A 16,317-nucleotide genomic window follows, 5' to 3' on the forward strand; every position below is an offset into this window, starting at 1 on the left:
CACCACCAAGTCCTCGAAGGCCAGGGCCACGACGCCTCCCCCGAAGCCCTCGCCACCGCCATCACCGACTTCTTCACCACCCGCTGACCTGGCGTGGAGTCCCACGCGAACGGCCGCCAGAATTCTCTGGCGGCCGTTGTCGTGCGGGTGGCGCGGCCAGCCGTACAGGTCAGACGGTGCCGAGCGGCACGTCGAGGTCGGTGAGGACACGGCGCAGCGCCTCGCCGAACCCCGACACCATGTCGCTGATCGTGTCGTCGTCGAAGAGGTTGGTGTTGTAGGCCATCGACCCGACCAGCTCGCCGTTCCGGTCGATCTCCAGGTGCCACATGGCGCCGTCCGGGACGTCTCCGCCCACCGGCTGCGACAGGAGCCGCCGGCGGATCACCGCGTACTCCAGATCCCCCACCGTGTCGCGCTCGTCGGCGAACGGCGAGCGGAAGACCTGGAAGGCGACCAGAGCCATGTCGTCCTCCATGGCGGGCAGCATGAGCTCCGGCGCCTGCTGGAGCACCAGGCCGAACGGCATGTCGTGCGCGTACGCCTTGACGCAGCTGGTCCGGGTCTGGACGACGACATCGCGGAAGGTGGCGCTGCCGGCCAGGTCGAGCCGTAGCGGCATGAAGTTGAAGAACGACCCGACCGCGTTGTGGAACCGGGCCTGTCCGCGACCGGAAGAGAACGTCGGGATGACGAGGTCGGTCGTCTGGGCCCTGTCCCGGAGGAACACCGCGTACGCCGCCAGGAGCACCATGAACGGCGAGCTGTGCGTCTCCTTGCCGATGCGCAGGACCGCCGCGGTGAGGTCCCCCGGGAGCCGGAACCGCTGCCAGGCCGTCGCCTTGGGCAGGCCGGCCGAGTGCGGGTGGTCGGTCCTGATCGTCAGCATGCGGGCACCGCTCAGCTTCTCCCGCCAGTAGGTCTCGGACCGGCTGACCACAGCCGGGTCGATGCCCGACCGCTCCCAGTCCACGTAGTCCCGATACTGCAGCACCTCGGCCAGGTCGGGCAGGTCGTGTCCGGTCCGTACGGCATAGCGGTGCACCACATCGCGCATGATGAGCCGCATCGACCACTCGTCGGCCGCGACGTGATGGGCCATCAGCGCGAGCACCCCGTCGCGCTCGTCGAAACGGCCCAACACGGCGCGCACCAGCGGGATCTCGCGGAGCGGGAACGGCTCCGCCTCGACGGCGTTGAGCAGCTCCTCAGCGGCCCGGTCACGGTCGCGCGCAGCCACCCCGGACAGGTCGCGGATCGTCAAGGACGCCGGGCTGGGCGGGACCACCCGCTGGTACCCGCCGCCCTCCCCGCGGACGACCTCCGTGCGAAGGGCCTCGTGCCGGGCCACCACGTCGTCCAACGCCTCCTGGAGCACAGCGGGGTCGATGGAGCCGGTGATCCGCCAGCCGCAGACGATGGTGTACCGGGGACCGAACGGACCCTCCTCGTCGCCCCTGTCGAATGCACAGAGAAACTGCTGGTTGGCCGAGAGCGGAATTCGATCCAGCCCACCGTTCGGAATGTCGCCCAGTAAATCCTGCGCCTCGGAAACGCTCATGACTTTTGGCTCCTCATGCCGTGGTCAGATCGGTCGTGAGTCCGTCGTGATGTCGAGTTGCCGCAGCCTGTCGCGGTCGATCTTCCCTCCGGCCGTGCGGGGCAGGCTGCTGACGGTCGTGAAGGTCACGGGCGGCATGGCCTTGCCGAACCAGCGGCGCAGGGCGGCACGCCAGGCGGCCGGGGCCGCGCCGTCGGCCGCCTGGGTCCGCGGCACGACGTACGCCGCCAGGCTCGCGACCAGCCGGTGCCTGCCGGAGACGGCCACCACCGCACACTCGGCGACCGACTCGTGTGCGGCGAGCGCGGCTTCCACATCGCCCAGTTCGAGACGGATGCCGTTGAACTTCACCTGGAAGTCCTGACGTCCCTCGAACTCCAGCAGGCCGTCTCCGGTCCGGCGGCCGCGGTCGCCGGTCCGGTAGTACCGGCACGACTCGTCCGAGCCGGCCGGCGGCCGGAAGGCGGACCGCTCCCCCGCGGCCGCGCCGACGTACCCGGGAGTGATGTACGGGCTGCGGATGACCAGGCTCCCGGTGACCCCGTCGGGGCAGGGCCGGTCCAGATCGTCCAGGACGAGCACCTCCCGCCCGGGGATGGGCCGGCCGATCGGCATCCTGCCGTGGAGGTCGCCGGACGGTGTCTCCGCCACCTCGTGCCAGGTCGCCAGGATGGACTCGGTCGGCCCGTAGAGGTTGACCAGCCGAATCGCGGGCAGCGCCGTACGCAGCCCGCTCACCAGCTCGCCGCTCAGCGGCTCGCCCGCCAGCAGCAGATGACCGAGCTGGTACGGACGTCCCGCGGGTCCGAGGTCGTTGATGCCCTCCAGGAGACGGCGCGCGAAGCTGGGAACGGTCTGCAGGTGCGTGATCCGTTCCGCGGCGAGCCAGTCGACGATCTTCTCCGGATTCGCCCTGATCCGCGAGGGCACGGGGCACAGCGTCGCGCCCGACAGGAGCGGCGCGAACATCTCCACCAGGCTCGCGTCGTACCCCGGCGCCGCCCATTGCGCCACCCGGCAACCGGACCCGATCCGGAACTCCTCGACGAACCACGACATGAACTGCGCGAACGTCCGATGCGTCTGAGAGATCCCCTTGGGCCTCCCGGTAGACCCGGAGGTGTAGGTCACGTACATCAGATCGTCGAGCCCGCCGGCTGCCGGTGCGGGCGGCGGCCACGACTCGGCGACGTGCCCGTGGGTGGCTTCGCTGGGTGAAAGCAGGTCGTCTATGTGGAGGACCGACCCGTTGAGGGTGTCGCGATGCCAGGTGACGAGGTCGTCCTCTCCCTCAGCACGGTTCGCTCCGCCACCGTCGATCAGAAGGATGGCCGGGCGGAGGTCCTCCAGCACTGCCCTGCCCCGTCCCCCGGCGCCGCCGGTGTCGAGGCAGAGCAGGTAGGCGCCGGCCGCGAGCACTCCGAGGACTGCCGCGGCCTGGCCTGGGCCGGGGTCGAGCCGCACCGCCACCGGCCGGCCCTCGACGTCTCCAGCCGCTCGCAGGGCGGCGGCGACCGCTGCTCCCTGGCGCATCAGCTCCAGGTAGGAGACGTTCTCATCGCCCTGGGAGACCGCGACGGCGTCCGGACAGGTTCCGGCGCGCCGCCGTACCAGCTCATGGACCGGCCGCTCGACGGACGCGACGGCCGTTGCCGCGCGCTCGGTCACGACACCGATGCCCCCGCCGTCTTCGCCTTGCCGTTGGCCTCCGGCTTGCCCTTGGCCGGCGCCTGGCTCTTGTCGGACGGCTCCGCCTTCGGCGCAGGCGTTTCGGCGGCCACGACCGGCGTCTCGGCCGGCGCCCACGGCGGCGGGGTCTGCGGCGGCTCCGGCTTGTCCTTGGCCCAGGGCAGCGCGTTCAGCAGGATGCGCAGCAGCATCGGGGGGCGCATGAGGGCCTCGGGGCCGTCGATGAGACCGGCTCCGCGCATGTAGGCGGCCGCGACCACGCTGTCACGCGTGGCGGCGGTCTGCACCAGGCCGAGGAAGGCCTGGGCCATCCGGACCTGCAGCGGGCGCTCTCCCTCGACACCGGGGAAGCTCAGGTCCACGATGTTGGTCATCTCCCACGGCTGGTCGATGACGTTGCTCGCGAGGTCCTTGAAGTACTGGAACGGGTCGGGCACCGCGCCGGTGTGCAGGTGCTGGCGGATGACCAGGGCCCCGAGGGCCGCGACGGTCATGCCCTGGGCGTACACCGGGTTGAAGCAGCACACGGCGTCGCCGGTCACGAGCAGCCCGTCGGGGAAGCGGTTCAGCTTCTGGTAGTGGCGGCGCAGCGTCGTGGGGAAGCGGAAGGCCACCGGCTCGTCCAGGGGCTCGGCGTGCTGGAGCGCGTCGTAGATGTCCGGCACCGCCAGGGACTTGATCCACTCGTACAGGCCCTCCTGGTCAGTCGGAGGGTGGTCGCCGAGGATGCCGTAGGTCGTCAGCTCGACCCGGCCGCCGTCCGTCTTGGTGAAGATCGCTCCGCGAGGCAGCGCGGGTGACGCGACGGGGTTGATCGACAGGTCGCCGTGGTAGGGGTCGGCGGTCAGCCGGTAGTGCTGGGTCACGTACCCCAGGCCGATCTTCTTCCGCTCCTCCTCCACCCGGGGATAGCCCAGGGCCTCCAGCCAGATGGGGGTGCGCGAGCCGCGGCCGGTGGCGTCCACCACGAGGTCGGCGCTGATCACCTTCTCCGCGGCGCCGTCCTCAAGGGGCTGCACCCGCACGCCGGTGATCCGGCTCCGGTCGACAGTGGTCTCCAGGCCGAGGATGTCGTGCCGCTCGGCGAAGACGATGTTGGGGAAGGCCCTCGTCCGCTCACGGACGTGGTGCTCCAGCTTCGGCCGGCTGGCGGCCACGCAGACCAGTCCGGCCTGCTGCTGCTTGAGCCGCTTGCCGTTGAAGTACCACCGCACGTGGCCGGCGAGGTCCCCGGTCGGCACGCCGTCCGCGAAAAGCTCCTGGGTGATGCCGGGGTACATCTCCTCCATGGCCTGCTGACCGCGGGCGAGAAACCCGTTGATGTGGCGGCTCTGCGGGCAACCGCGCCGCGGGCCCTCCACGCCGATCAACACATCGCGGTCGACGATGAGCACTTCGTCATAGGCATCGGCGAGCACCCTGGCCGCGAACAGCCCGGCAAGGCTTCCACCGAGCACCACCGCACGGGTCTTTGCCACATCACCCATTTGAGGGCCTCCTCGGCTACAGATTTGGTTCCGCGATCTGTTGTCACCGGTGCCGCCGGCTGACCAGATGCAGCCGAATCGCATGCACAGCGACCGCCCAGTCGCCTTTCACAAGCGGTGGGACCGCTTTTCCATCCGCTTCAGCGTCACACCCGGATTGTTATCGGGCATCTTCTGGAATGCTGCCTGACCGGGTCTGATTCAATGGCAGGACAGCAATTCAAAGGATGCTCGCGATAAAACGCCGTGTGATCCTGACCGCATGACGGAGTTTGCGAACAAAACAGTTCTCATCACTGGTGGCGGCAGCGGCATGGGGCTGGCCACGGCGCACAAGCTCGTCGCCGCCGGAGCGCGGGTCGTCCTCGCCGGACGCAGCGAGGAGCGTCTGGAGACGGCGGTCAAGGAGCTGGACGCGGGCGACCGCGTCCTGGCGGTGCCTACCGACGTGTCCCGCGTGGCCGACCTCGACCTGCTCGCGTCGCGGATCGACCAGACCTTCGGACGGCTCGACGGCGTGTTCGCCAACGCCGGGACCGCCGACTTCGGCCGCACCGCCGACGTCACCGAGGAGAGCTTCGACAACGTTGTGGGCGTCAACTTCAAGGGCGTCTTCTTCACCATCCAGAAGGCGCTGCCGTTGCTCCGCGACGGCGGCTCAGTCGTGATCAACGGATCGTGGCTGGCCCACCGCGGACTGGCCTTCACCTCGGTCTACGCGGCGAGCAAGGCAGCCGTCATCAATCTGGTCCGCACCCTCGCCGCCGACCTGGCGCCTCAGGGCATCCGGGTCAACACCGTCAGCCCCGGCTACATCGTGACGGACATGTTCACGGCGATCACCAACACCCCGGAGGCCCAGGAGGTCTGCCGCAGCCACGTGGCGCTCGGCCGGCTCGGGACCGCTGAGGACGTCGCGGACGCCGTGCTGTACCTCCTGTCGCCCCGCTCCGCGTACATCACCGCCCAGGAGATCGGGGTGGACGGCGCGCTCACCACCTCCATCCCGCTCTGATCGGTCCCCCCGATCCGCCTTTTGAGGGCCGCCGGCACAGCCGGCGGCCCTCATTGGTGTTCCTGCCCGGATCGCGTGCCTGCCTGGATGGCCTGCCTGCCCGGTTTCCGTACATGACTGAGGGCACGCAAGAGGTCGCCACCGCCGCCTCGGCCGCGGCGGTGGCGACCAGTCAGCGCGGGGCTCAGCGCAGGGCGGTGGCGGACGCCATGACGTCGTCCCGGAACCTTCCCCGGGGGTCCACCCGCTCGCGGACGCGGTCGACGGCGGCGATCCGGTCGGCGCTGAGATGCCCCTGCGGCTGCGCGAACGTCTCCACGAACGTGGGGGTCGTCCGCCCGGTGTCCCACGGGGCGAGCGCGGCCCGGACGGTCGCGATGTGCCGCGTGATGGCCTCGGCCGTACCCGACAGGTCCGGGACGCCGCCTCCCGAGTAGGCGTAGCGAGCGTCGAGGTGGTCGAGCGCGCCTCCCCGGGGGTCCGCGACCGCGTACGCGCCGCCGAGCTGACGCAGCCCTGCCGCGATCAGCGGCGATCGCGACCCTTCGCCGAGCACGCGGAGCAGCTCGTCGATGCCCTCGTCGCCGATCTCACCCAGCAGCATGTGATCGCCGATCACCGCGACCGGGTCGGAGGGGTCCATGTGGGTGTCGAGCACGCTCATGGGGGCGGTGAGCTGCCACGTGTCCATCACCGGCTCGGCGACCGAACGCAGGGGGCCCAGCAGCTCGTCCGCGTACCGCTGGGCGGTGGTCACGTCATCGGCCGTCTCGGCGAGCACGGCGCCGTCCACGCAGAGGATGGGCCCGGCGGACAGCATCGGCGGCACCTCGGGGATGGCCGGCAGGTTCAGGATCCGCACCGAGGTCGCCGCCTCCCAGGGGGCGTCGAGGGTCCACCGGCGCCAGATCCGCAGCAGCCGGGGAGCATGGACGGCGGGCCAGCAGGCCGCTCCGGTGACGACCTGGGCCACGGGGAACAGGCCGACCTCGACGGCGGTCACGATGCCGAATCCGCCGCCTCCGCCGCGCAACGCCCAGAAGAGATCCGGATCGGACGACGCGTCCACCCGGCGAAGCTCACCGTCCGCGGTGACCAGTTCGATGGCCGTGACGCCGTTGCCGGCCAGGCCGGTCTTCCGGCCGTAAAAGCTGAGCCCCCCACCGAGGAGATAGCCGACGACGCCCACGTTCGGAGACGAGCCGTGGGCGACGGCCAGCCCCTGCTCGGCCGCCGCCTTGGCCACCACGCCCCAGCCCGTCCCGGCGGGGATGCGCGCGACCCGGCGATGGGGGTCGATCTCGACCTTGCCGTCCATCTCCGTCCGGACCAGCAGCGCGTCGCGCATGGGCCGCCCGGCTGGGGATGCGTGTCCTGTGGTGTGCACGCGCAGGGAGAGCCGTTCCCCGTCCGCGAACCGGATCGCCGCGCGGATGTCCTCGACGGTCCGCACGGTGACCGCGGCCGCCGGCGCCGGCGGCGCGGCGAGGTTGAAGACACTGGTCGCCGCCTCGTAGCCCGGCTCTCCCGGACGCGCGACGCCAGTGCCGACGTCATTCCCGACACTCATGAAGGAGTCGCCTCCACCCGGTCTCGAAGTGCCGCCACGGCTCAGGCCACGCGCTCGGCGGTGATGAAGATGAAGGACTCCGGTCCCGACTGCTCCCGGATGACCATGTTGGCGTCGGCCAGCCAGCGCCTGATCTCGTCGGACTCGAACAGCAACATGCCGGCGGGGCGGCTGGGGAAGTAGTGGGACGCCTGGAAGTGCCGGACGACGGGATCGCGATCCCACACGAACGTCATCATCGTGAACGTGCCGCCGGGACGCAGGCAGCGGCCCACCTCGGCGATGGCGGTCGCCGCGTCGTCCGGGAAGGCCTGCAGGGCGTTCCAGCAGACCACCGCGCCCAGGCTCGCGTCCTCGAACGGCAGCGAGAGCGCGCTGGACCGGACCGCCGGTACGGCGGGGACCCTGCGGCGCAGCACGTTGAGCATCGGCAGGCCCATGTCCAGGGCGACCAGCCGCTCGGCGCCGACCGCCCCGGCGATCACGCTGGTCCACCGGCCCGCGCCCGCCGCGAGGTCGAGCACCGGCCCGTCCACCGGACGCACGTGCTGGGCGATGTAGGCGTCCTCGTCCGGCAGGGTCACGGCGCCGCCCCAGTTGCCTCCGGCCACCCGGAGGAACTCGGGACGGAGCCGGGACTCGTAGTAGAGCCCCATGCTCGGCATCTCCGCGAGCTTCTGCAGCAGGTTGGCCGTGGCCTCGTCGGTGGCTCCGGCCACGTCGCTCACGCCCTCGGTGAGGTCGAGGATGCCGCGGGTGACGGGGTAGGTGACCGCGCAGCGAGCGCACCGGACCCCTCCGGCGTGGAAGTCGAGCGACCCCTGGCAGGACGGGCAGCGGAAGGCGGCCGCGTGCCGGCTGAAGATCTCGATGCCGGGCTCGACGCCGGGAACAGAGCCGTCGCCGAGCTCCGGGGGCTGCGCGACTCCGCCGATCGTCACGGGCATCCCATGACGCACCGCCCAGTACGCCTTGGAACCGACATATCCCCAGACGGTCCGCGTGTCGTTGCGCCAGTTCGCGGCGACCTGCTCGGGAGTCAGGGCGCCGATCCACCCCTTGTCGAAGTCCCGCTCCTCGTCGGTGAGCCGCCACACCGACGGGGAGGGCCAGACCCGGCCCAGGTCGGGGGCGTCCGGGTCGAGCGTCCGCAGGCAGCGGTCCAGCCGCGACACGTCGCCCTCCTCCAGGCCCAGCGGCTCGATCAGGGGCAGGATGCGGCCGCGGTCCTCCGGGAAGTGGGCGAGCAGGTAGACCAGCGCCTGCGTCAGCGGCTCATCCGGGCCGACGCGGCTCAGCACGTCGAGGTAGCGGTCCATGCCCTGCCGTACGGCGTCGCGCACGGGACCGCCCGGGTCGGAGTCGGCCTCGGCGAGCAACCCCAGCAGGATGATCAGGTAGCCGGCCCGGTGGTCGTCGACCCGGCCCACCGACGCCACGAGCTCAGGGACCGCGGGCAGCGCGAGATCGGTCGGCGCGCCGGGCTCCCACAGCGCCGCTACCAGCCGCTCGTACGCCTCCGGAAGCTCAGCGGGCGGCGCGCCGGTGAATTTCTCCACCAGGGCGCCGGCGGACGCGTACGTGCCGGTCACGTACGTGCTGTCAACACTCATCTACGGGTCCTTTCGGATATCCAGTCGGAATGCTTCGAGGCGACGTGGTGGGGCGTGCCGGGGCATGGTGGGCGGTCAACGCCTTTCAGCATCACATTCCGGCGCCCATCGGACATCTCCCGGTGTGCGACGCGCATTCTGATGTCGTACGGCAGTGCCGTACCGCAATCGCGGAGATGCGATCGCGCCGTCGGCGGCAAATCATGGACGCTGGCAGGCCCTGTTTTCCGGTTGTTTCCGACGACCTGCTCTGTGCGCGTGATCAGCGCGCGAAACCTCCTCCGACCTTGTGCCGCGACAGCAGAAAGAGGTCAAATGAAGAGCAAGATTCCGATCGAAGTCTGGGTGCCGGACCTGACCTTTCCTGGTTGGATGGACCGGTGGTACAAACAGGGCGCGGAATTCGAGGAGGCGCATCCGGAATTCCAGATCAACGTCCGCGGTAAGGACTTCTGGCGATTTCCGCGTCAGGTCGCCGAGGCGGCCGCGGAGGGGCTCACCCCGGCCATTTCCGAGTACTACTTCTACATGACCCAGGTGGCGAGGGACTCGCTCGCCCAGGACGGCAGTCCGCTGTTCACCTCGGTGGAGAAGGCCATCGGCGGCCGGACGGAGATCCTCGGCGAACCCGTCGTGATCGACGACATCATCCCGCCGCTGCGCGACTACTACACCTACGACGGCGACCTCACGTCGATGCCGACGGTGGGCACGACGAGCCTGCTGTACGCGAACAAGGGCCTGCTCCGGCGGGCCGGGGTGTCGGAGCTGCCGCAGACCTGGGAGGACGTCGAGGCGGTCTGCCAGGCGGTGGCCCAGCTCGGGGACGGCCCGTCCCACGCCATCACCTGGTCGAACCACGGCACGTTCATCCAGCAGGCGCTGGCGTCGCAGGGCGGCCTGATCGTCGACAACCACAACGGCCGGACGGGCCGGGCGACGGCCGTGAACCTCGCCTCCAAGGAGATGCTCACCTGGGCGGAGTGGTGGCGGAAGCTGCACAAGGACGGCCACTACCTCTATACCGGCAAGATCCCGGACTGGGCGGGCACGCTCAAGGCCTTCGCCGACCAGGACGTGGCGATCCGGATCTCGTCGTCCAACGACGTGAACTACATGTGGCGGGCCGCCGAGGACAACGAGTTCGACATCGAGGTGGGGATCTTCCCCTACAACCACCGCGTGCCCTATGTCGGCAACGCCGTCGCGGGAACCTCCCTCTGGCTGGCCAACGGCCTCGACGAGGCCACCCAGGAAGGGGCGCTGGCCTTCCTGCAGTACCTGCACAACCCTGAGAACGCCGCGGAACGGCACAGGGCCAACAGCTTCCTCCCGCTCACCTACGCGTCGTACGCGCTGCTGGAGGAGGAGGGCTGGTTCGTCCGGTATCCCCACCACCGGCTGGCCTACGACCACGTTATGAAGTTCCCGGCCGGTGTCGTCCGCGAGCGGCCGGAGCTGGCGGGCCAGGTGCCGGTGTCCGAGGGCGCCCTGTTCGGAGACTTCGCCGGAAACCAGGACGTCATGACGCGGGCCATGGGCGACGTGCTGGCCCACGGCGTCGACCCGCTGGAGCGGTTCACCGAGGCGACCGCCGAGGCGCAGCAGTTGCTGGACACGTACAACGCCTACGCGCTCAGCTCGGGCTTCCGCGACCCGGAGAACAGCCCCACCCACAGCCTCAGCGTCGAGGCCTTCAGCGAGGCCGCCGCCGGCCGTGACTACTCGGCGGCCGACATGGAAGCGGTCGTGAAGCTCCACCGCTGACCCCGGCCGCGAACCGAACGGTCCGCGGACGCCGATGGCGTCCGCGGACCGTTTGTGTTTCGGGGGTGTCCGCCCTCAGACCGTGATGAGCCGGCGCCGGTACTGGGCGGTGAGCCGCTCCAGCTCCGAGACGATGTCGGACGGGCTCGGCTTGGCCAGCCACTCGTCGTGGAGCGACGCCGCGCCCGCCCGGTAGGACGGGTCGTCCAGCACGGAGACGATCTGCGACCTGACCTCGTCAACCGACTGAGTCTGGTGGTTCAGGCGGAAGCCCGCCCCGCGCGATTCGACGTACCGGGCCGCGAGCCGCGAGAGAATGTTCCGCTCGGCCATCTTGCTGTTCTCACCCTCGCTGACGACGATCCGCTGGGGCTCGTCGGTGTCGGCGATGATCTGGGGCAGGTTCGCGGCCACCGAAGCCCAGAAGGTGCCGCTGGAACCGTGGTTGATGCTCGCCGCGCACGTGGGCAGGAGCTGCACGAGCGGCACGTAGTCGACCGTGCGCACGTTGCCGGGGATGTTGTCGATGCCCTCGAGTTGATCGCTGTTGAGCGTCGCCACCACCTCGACGTCCAGGTCCGCCACCGCCTCCAGGATCTTGGGGGTGCGCCATTCCCCCTTGTGGTACGCCCTGGTCGACAGGCCCACGGACAGCGCGATCCGCGGCCGCTCCGGCCGGTCGTACAGCCACTCCGGCTTGACGCCGCCGCCGTTGTAGGGGCTCCAGCGAACGGGAAGCGAGGCGATGCCGGCGGACAGGCGCATCTCCTCCGGGATGGGGTCGACGGTCCACTGCCCGAGCAGCAACTCGTCGTCCACCTCGACGCCGTAGCGGTCGGCGAGTGGCCGCACCGCCCTGGCGAGCGGGTTCTCCGGGAGCTCCGCGCCGGTCTGGCGGGCGCGCTCGGCGAACTTCTCAACGGCCCATCCGCTGTAGTCCGGGGCCATCAGCACACGCGCGTGCGCCGCGCCCGCGGCTCGGGCCGCCACCGCTCCCGCGGGGAACCAGGGGTCCCAGAGAACCAGATCCGGCTGCCAGGAGCGGGCGAACTCGACCAGCGCCTCGTTCTGCGCGCTGGGCCGCCGAGGCAGGTGGAACCTGACCGCCATCATGTAGTACTGGAAGAAGACGTCCCAGTTGTCCCGCTCAGCGGGAGTGATCGCCAGGGCTTCGGCGAGACGCTCCATCTCCTCGAGGTCGGGATGGAGGTCGTCCCGGAGCCAGCCCTGCGGCTCCGGCTCGCCGCAGACGACCGCGGGCAGGCCCGCGGCCACGATGTCCTCGGCCGCGCCGGGCGGGCACGCGACGCAGACCTCGTGGCCCGCGATCTGGAGCGCCTGGACGTACGGCACGGCGGGATAGAGGTGACACATCTGAGGCCAGACACTGAGCATTACGCGCACTGCGATCTCCCTTGGAACATGGTTTCTCCCGAGAGCCGGCGGCTTCGGGCGTTGGCGGTCATCCGTGTGCCCGCACGAATTCCTTGATCGAGGAGACGACGTAGTCGATCATCTCGTCGGTCAGCCCCGGGTAGACGCCGACGTGGAACGTCTGGGTGGTGATGATGTCGGTGTTGGTGAGCTCCCCGACGATCCGGTACTTCTGGTCCTGGTAGGCGGGATGCCGGAGCAGGTTGCCCCCGAACAGGCGGCGCGTGCCGATCTTCCGGTCCTCCAGGAACGCCACCAGCTCCGCCGCGCCGAACGGCGCCTCCGGCTCGACCGTGAGGACGAAGCCGTACCAGCTGGGGTCGCTGCGCGGGGTCGCCTTGGGGAGCAGCAGGTGCGGCACGCCGTCCAGCCCCTCGCGCAGCCGGCGCCAGTTGCGCCGCCGCGCGGCGCAGAAGTCGTCGACCTTGTTGAGCTGGCTCAGGCCGAGCGCGGCCTGTAGCTCGGTCGCCTTCAGGTTGTAACCGACATGGGAGTAGATGTACTTGTGGTCGTAGCCTGCGGGGAGCGTGCCCATCTGGTAGCTGAAGCGCTTGAGACAGGTGTTGCTCTCGCCGGGCTCGCACCAGCAGTCGCGGCCCCAGTCGCGCAGTGACTCCACGATGCGCGCCAGCGCGAGGTTGGAGGTCACCACGCACCCCCCTTCACCCATCGTCATGTGGTGCGCGGGGTAGAAGCTGACGGTGGCGAGGTCGCCGAAGGTGCCGGTCGGCTCGCCGTCGTAGAAGGAGCCAAGGGCGTCGCAGTTGTCCTCGATCAGGAAGAGCTCGTGCTCCGCGGCGAGCCGGGCCATGTCCACGACGTCGAACGGGTTGCCGACGGTGTGCGCGATCATGATGGCCTTGGTCTTCGGCCCGATCGCCTGCGCCACCATGTCGACCGTCGGGTTGTAGGTGCCGAGTTCGACGTCCACGAACACCGGGACCATGCCGTTCTGCAGAATCGGGTTCACCGTGGTCGGGAAGGCCGCCGCGACCGTGATCACCTCGTCGCCCGGCTGAAGCCGCATGTCCTGAAGCCGGTGGGAGGTCAGCGAGGTGAGCGCCAGCAGGTTGGCCGACGACCCCGACGTGGTCAGGAGCGCCTTGCGCCGCTTCAGCTTGCGCGCGAAGACGGACTCGAAGGTCCGCGCCCGGTTTCCCGCCGCGACACGCAACTCCAGGGCCGCCTCAACGAGCGCGATGCGGTCCTCGACGTCGTGTACCGCGCCGGTCGGCCATATCTCGGTGACCCCGGGGACGAATTCTCCACTCGTCTGGACATCCTCGTGGTACTTGCGGACCTCATCCAGAATCAGCGCCTTATGGTCGTTCATCTCCGCTCCTTAAATCGACGGACGACGCATCGGCGAGTACCGCGGTGCGAGCAACCACGGCGCGAGGCGACGACGCCGTCGCGGCCCGGACCACCACCACAGCGGACGCGTCGGTTATGCGGTGCGGAGCGCCGCCGGTCCGGCGGTAGCTGAACGGAGAAATAATGCCTTTCCGGCCCGCACCGTCCCAGCATGGGCCTCGGCCGTTCCGCGGCGCATCTCCTGGATTGCCGGGCCACGAGGACGACCGCGCCGACCGGCCGTGACGCCGCCACCGCGGGCATTTCCGCTTCTTTCCCGGTCCGATTTGATTAATTCGGCCGTGTTCCGGCAATCCAGGAGATGCGCGGCCCAGCCGTCAAGAATGACGATGCGCTAGGAGAAGTATGTCAGGGACGCACCGCCATAAAATGGAATTAATAAGCACCCTGACCCCCCACAAAATAATGTCTCATTCTGAGATGGGAGCGTCAATGCGTTTCCTACCCGACCAGCGAGACCCGAAAGTGGCGATTGTCGGACTCGGCTACGTCGGCTCCTGCATGGCGGCGATCCTGACGGACCGCGGCCTGGACGTCACAGGCGTGGACATCAATCCCGACCTGGTGAGCGAGCTGACTCAGGGCCACTGCCGCTACCAGGAGGACGGGCTGCCCGACCTGCTCAGGAGCGCGACAGAGGACGGACGGCTCAAGGTCACCGCCGACTACGCCGGCGTCCGCGACACCGACGTCGTCATCATCGCGGTCAGCACGCCCGTACACGAGGACGGCTCCCTGCTCGACGACCAACTGCGCGACGCCTGCCTGAGGCTGAGCGCCCACCTGCGCGAGGGTCAACTGGTGCTGGTCAAGAGCACCGTGCCGCCGGGCACCACCAAGGGCTTCGTGCTGCCCCTGCTCACGGCGAGCGGGCTCGTCGCCGGCGAGGATTTCGGCCTCGCCTTCACTCCCGAGCGCTTCGCCGAGGGCACCGCGCTGCGCGAGCTGCGCGCCCTCCCGATCGCCGTGGGCGGGATCAACGCCGAGAGCACCCAAGCGGCGGCGGATTTCTGGCGGCGCGCCCTCGACGTCAGGGTGATCCCGATGGACTCGCCGGAAGCCGCCGAGATCGTCAAGCTGGCGGACAACTGGTGGATCGATCTCAACATCGCGCTCGCGAACGAGCTCGCCAAGTTCTGCGCGAAGTTCGATGTGGACGTGCTGGACGTGATCACGGCGGCGAACACGGTTCCCAAGGGCAGCAGCAACATCAACATCCTGCTGCCCAGCATCGGCGTCGGCGGTTCCTGCCTGGTGAAGGATCCGTGGATGGTCTGGCACACCGCCCGCCTGCGCGGCCTGGAGATCCACACCGCGCGGGTCGGCCGCGAGATCAACGCGGAGATGCCGGACTACACGGCGCAGCTCATCGTCAACGAGCTGGTGGGGGTCGGCAAGGACCCCACCGAGAGCACGGTGGCCATCCTGGGGCTGGCGTTCAAGAACGACACCGGTGACCTGAGAGCGACGCCGGTGGAGGGAGTCATCACGGCCCTGAAGAAGACCGGAATCCAGGTCCGCGCCTTCGATCCGCTGGTCGACCCGGTCCAGGCGGAGGAGCAGCTGGAGCTCCGGCCGGTCGGGACACTGGACGAGGCCGTGCGGGACGCGGACTGCGTCGCCGTGCTGGCCCATCATCGGGACTTCGCGAACATCGATTTCGCGACGTTGCCCGTGGCGTCGTCGTGCCTGGTCCTGGACGGGCGGGCCTACTACTCGAAAGAGAAGATCGCCGAACTGCGGCGCCTGGGCTACGTCTACCGAGGGATCGGACGGTGAGCCCCACCCGTGCCGTCGTGACCGGCGGCGCCGGCTTCGTCGGAAGCCACCTGGTGGAACGGCTCATCGGCCGGGGCGACGAGGTGACCGTCTTCGACAGCGGGCCGGTCCCCCATGACCAGCGGCTCTCCCGGGAGCATGCCCGGCACGTCGAGGGCGACATCCGCGACCCGGCCCGGCTCGCCGAGGCGATCACCCGCGGCGTGGACGTGGTCTACCACCTGGCGGCCGTGGTCGGCGTGGACCAATATCTGGCGCGGCCCCTCGACGTCATCGACATCAACTTCCTGGGCACCCGCAACGTCCTGGAGCAGGCCCTACGCGTCGGCGCCCGGGTCGTCGTGGCCAGCACCAGCGAGGTCTTCGGCAAGAATCCGGCGGTGCCGTGGTCGGAGGACGCCGACCGGGTGCTCGGACCGACCTCCGCCGACCGCTGGACCTACTCCTCGGCCAAGGCGCTGACCGAGCACCTGACCCTCGCGTTCGGCCGCCAGCACGGGCTGGAGGCGACGATCGTGCGCTACTTCAACGCCTACGGCCCGCGGCAACGTCCCGCGTTCATGTTGAGCCGGAGCATCCACCGCGCGCTCAACGGCCGCCCGGCCGTGCTGTACGACAAGGGCGAGCAGACCCGGTGCTTCACATTCGTGGACGACGCCATCGAGGGGACCCTGCTGGCCGCCTTCCATCCGGCGGCCGGCGGAGAGACGTTCAACGTGGGCAGCATGGTCGAGACCACCATGGGCGACGCCGCACGGCTGGTCGCCACGCTGACCGAGACCGATCTGGCGGGTGTCGCGGTGGACACCCGGGCGGCGCTGGGGTCGGCGTATGAGGACGTGCCCCGCCGCATCCCCGACAACTCCAAGGCACGCCGGATCCTGAACTGGGAGTGCCGCACCTCTCTCCGGGAAGGCCTCACCAGGACCATCGCATGGGCCCGCGCCAATCCCTGGTGGCTGGCCCATCCCGACAACGGCGCCGCTCTTCCGCTGGACGCCGCCACACGGTGAACGGCGGGAACCAAA

General features: G+C 69.7%; 11 protein-coding genes. 4 read left to right on the forward strand and 7 right to left on the reverse strand.

Annotation, left to right across the window (positions count from 1 at the left end; genetic code table 11):
* Nucleotides 1–169: 169 nt before the first annotated feature.
* Genes ABH927_RS21925 through ABH927_RS21935 form a run of 3 tightly spaced genes read right to left on the reverse strand, consistent with a single transcriptional unit; the run spans nucleotide 170 to nucleotide 4,737 of the window.
* Nucleotides 170–1,561 (reverse strand): condensation domain-containing protein, encoded by a 1,392-nt coding sequence (locus ABH927_RS21925; RefSeq protein WP_370024129.1) that lies wholly within the window; start codon nucleotides 1,559–1,561, stop codon nucleotides 170–172.
* A 24-nt stretch (nucleotides 1,562–1,585) separates the two neighbouring features.
* Nucleotides 1,586–3,229 (reverse strand): AMP-binding protein, encoded by a 1,644-nt coding sequence (locus ABH927_RS21930; protein WP_370024130.1) that lies wholly within the window; start codon nucleotides 3,227–3,229, stop codon nucleotides 1,586–1,588.
* Nucleotides 3,226–4,737 (reverse strand): FAD-dependent oxidoreductase, encoded by a 1,512-nt coding sequence (locus ABH927_RS21935; RefSeq protein ID WP_370024131.1) that lies wholly within the window; start codon nucleotides 4,735–4,737, stop codon nucleotides 3,226–3,228. Before ABH927_RS21935 ends, ABH927_RS21930 begins: the two co-directional genes overlap by 4 nt.
* A 262-nt stretch (nucleotides 4,738–4,999) precedes the next feature.
* Between ABH927_RS21935 and ABH927_RS21940 the strand changes: the two genes are divergently transcribed.
* Complete coding sequence (locus ABH927_RS21940; protein WP_370024132.1) at nucleotides 5,000–5,752, forward strand: SDR family NAD(P)-dependent oxidoreductase; 753 nt, start codon at nucleotides 5,000–5,002, stop codon at nucleotides 5,750–5,752.
* A 184-nt stretch (nucleotides 5,753–5,936) separates the two neighbouring features.
* Here the strand turns inward: ABH927_RS21940 and ABH927_RS21945 are convergent, their stop codons facing one another.
* Nucleotides 5,937–7,322: an FAD-binding oxidoreductase gene (locus tag ABH927_RS21945; protein WP_370024133.1), complete on the reverse strand. Its 1,386-nt coding sequence runs from the start codon at nucleotides 7,320–7,322 to the stop codon at nucleotides 5,937–5,939.
* A gap of 41 nt (nucleotides 7,323–7,363) precedes the next feature.
* Entirely contained in the window at nucleotides 7,364–8,935 is a 1,572-nt protein-coding gene (locus tag ABH927_RS21950; RefSeq protein WP_370024134.1) for a class I SAM-dependent methyltransferase, read from the reverse strand.
* Between the two features lie 315 nt (nucleotides 8,936–9,250).
* On the opposite strand from ABH927_RS21950, the gene ABH927_RS21955 reads away from it, so the two are divergent.
* Nucleotides 9,251–10,702: an extracellular solute-binding protein gene (locus ABH927_RS21955; RefSeq protein ID WP_370024135.1), complete on the forward strand. Its 1,452-nt coding sequence runs from the start codon at nucleotides 9,251–9,253 to the stop codon at nucleotides 10,700–10,702.
* 75 nt (nucleotides 10,703–10,777) lie between these two features.
* Here the strand turns inward: ABH927_RS21955 and ABH927_RS21960 are convergent, their stop codons facing one another.
* Nucleotides 10,778–12,097, reverse strand: a complete 1,320-nt coding sequence (locus ABH927_RS21960; protein WP_370024288.1) for a nucleotide disphospho-sugar-binding domain-containing protein — start codon at nucleotides 12,095–12,097, stop codon at nucleotides 10,778–10,780.
* 67 nt (nucleotides 12,098–12,164) lie between these two features.
* On the reverse strand, nucleotides 12,165–13,469 hold the full coding sequence (gene rfbH / locus ABH927_RS21965) for a lipopolysaccharide biosynthesis protein RfbH (protein ID WP_370024136.1): 1,305 nt from the start codon (nucleotides 13,467–13,469) through the stop codon (nucleotides 12,165–12,167).
* A 506-nt stretch (nucleotides 13,470–13,975) separates the two neighbouring features.
* Here rfbH and ABH927_RS21970 point away from each other — a divergent pair.
* A complete protein-coding gene (locus tag ABH927_RS21970) occupies nucleotides 13,976–15,289 on the forward strand; it encodes a nucleotide sugar dehydrogenase (protein ID WP_370024137.1) in 1,314 nt (437 codons plus the stop codon).
* Complete coding sequence (locus tag ABH927_RS21975) at nucleotides 15,286–16,302, forward strand: NAD-dependent epimerase/dehydratase family protein (protein ID WP_370024138.1); 1,017 nt, start codon at nucleotides 15,286–15,288, stop codon at nucleotides 16,300–16,302. Before ABH927_RS21970 ends, ABH927_RS21975 begins: the two co-directional genes overlap by 4 nt.
* The last annotated feature ends 15 nt before the right edge of the window (nucleotides 16,303–16,317 follow it).

The sequence above is a fragment of the Planotetraspora sp. GP83 genome, assembly GCF_041262585.1.
Taxonomy (GTDB): Bacteria; Actinomycetota; Actinomycetes; order Streptosporangiales; family Streptosporangiaceae; genus JAOEGB01.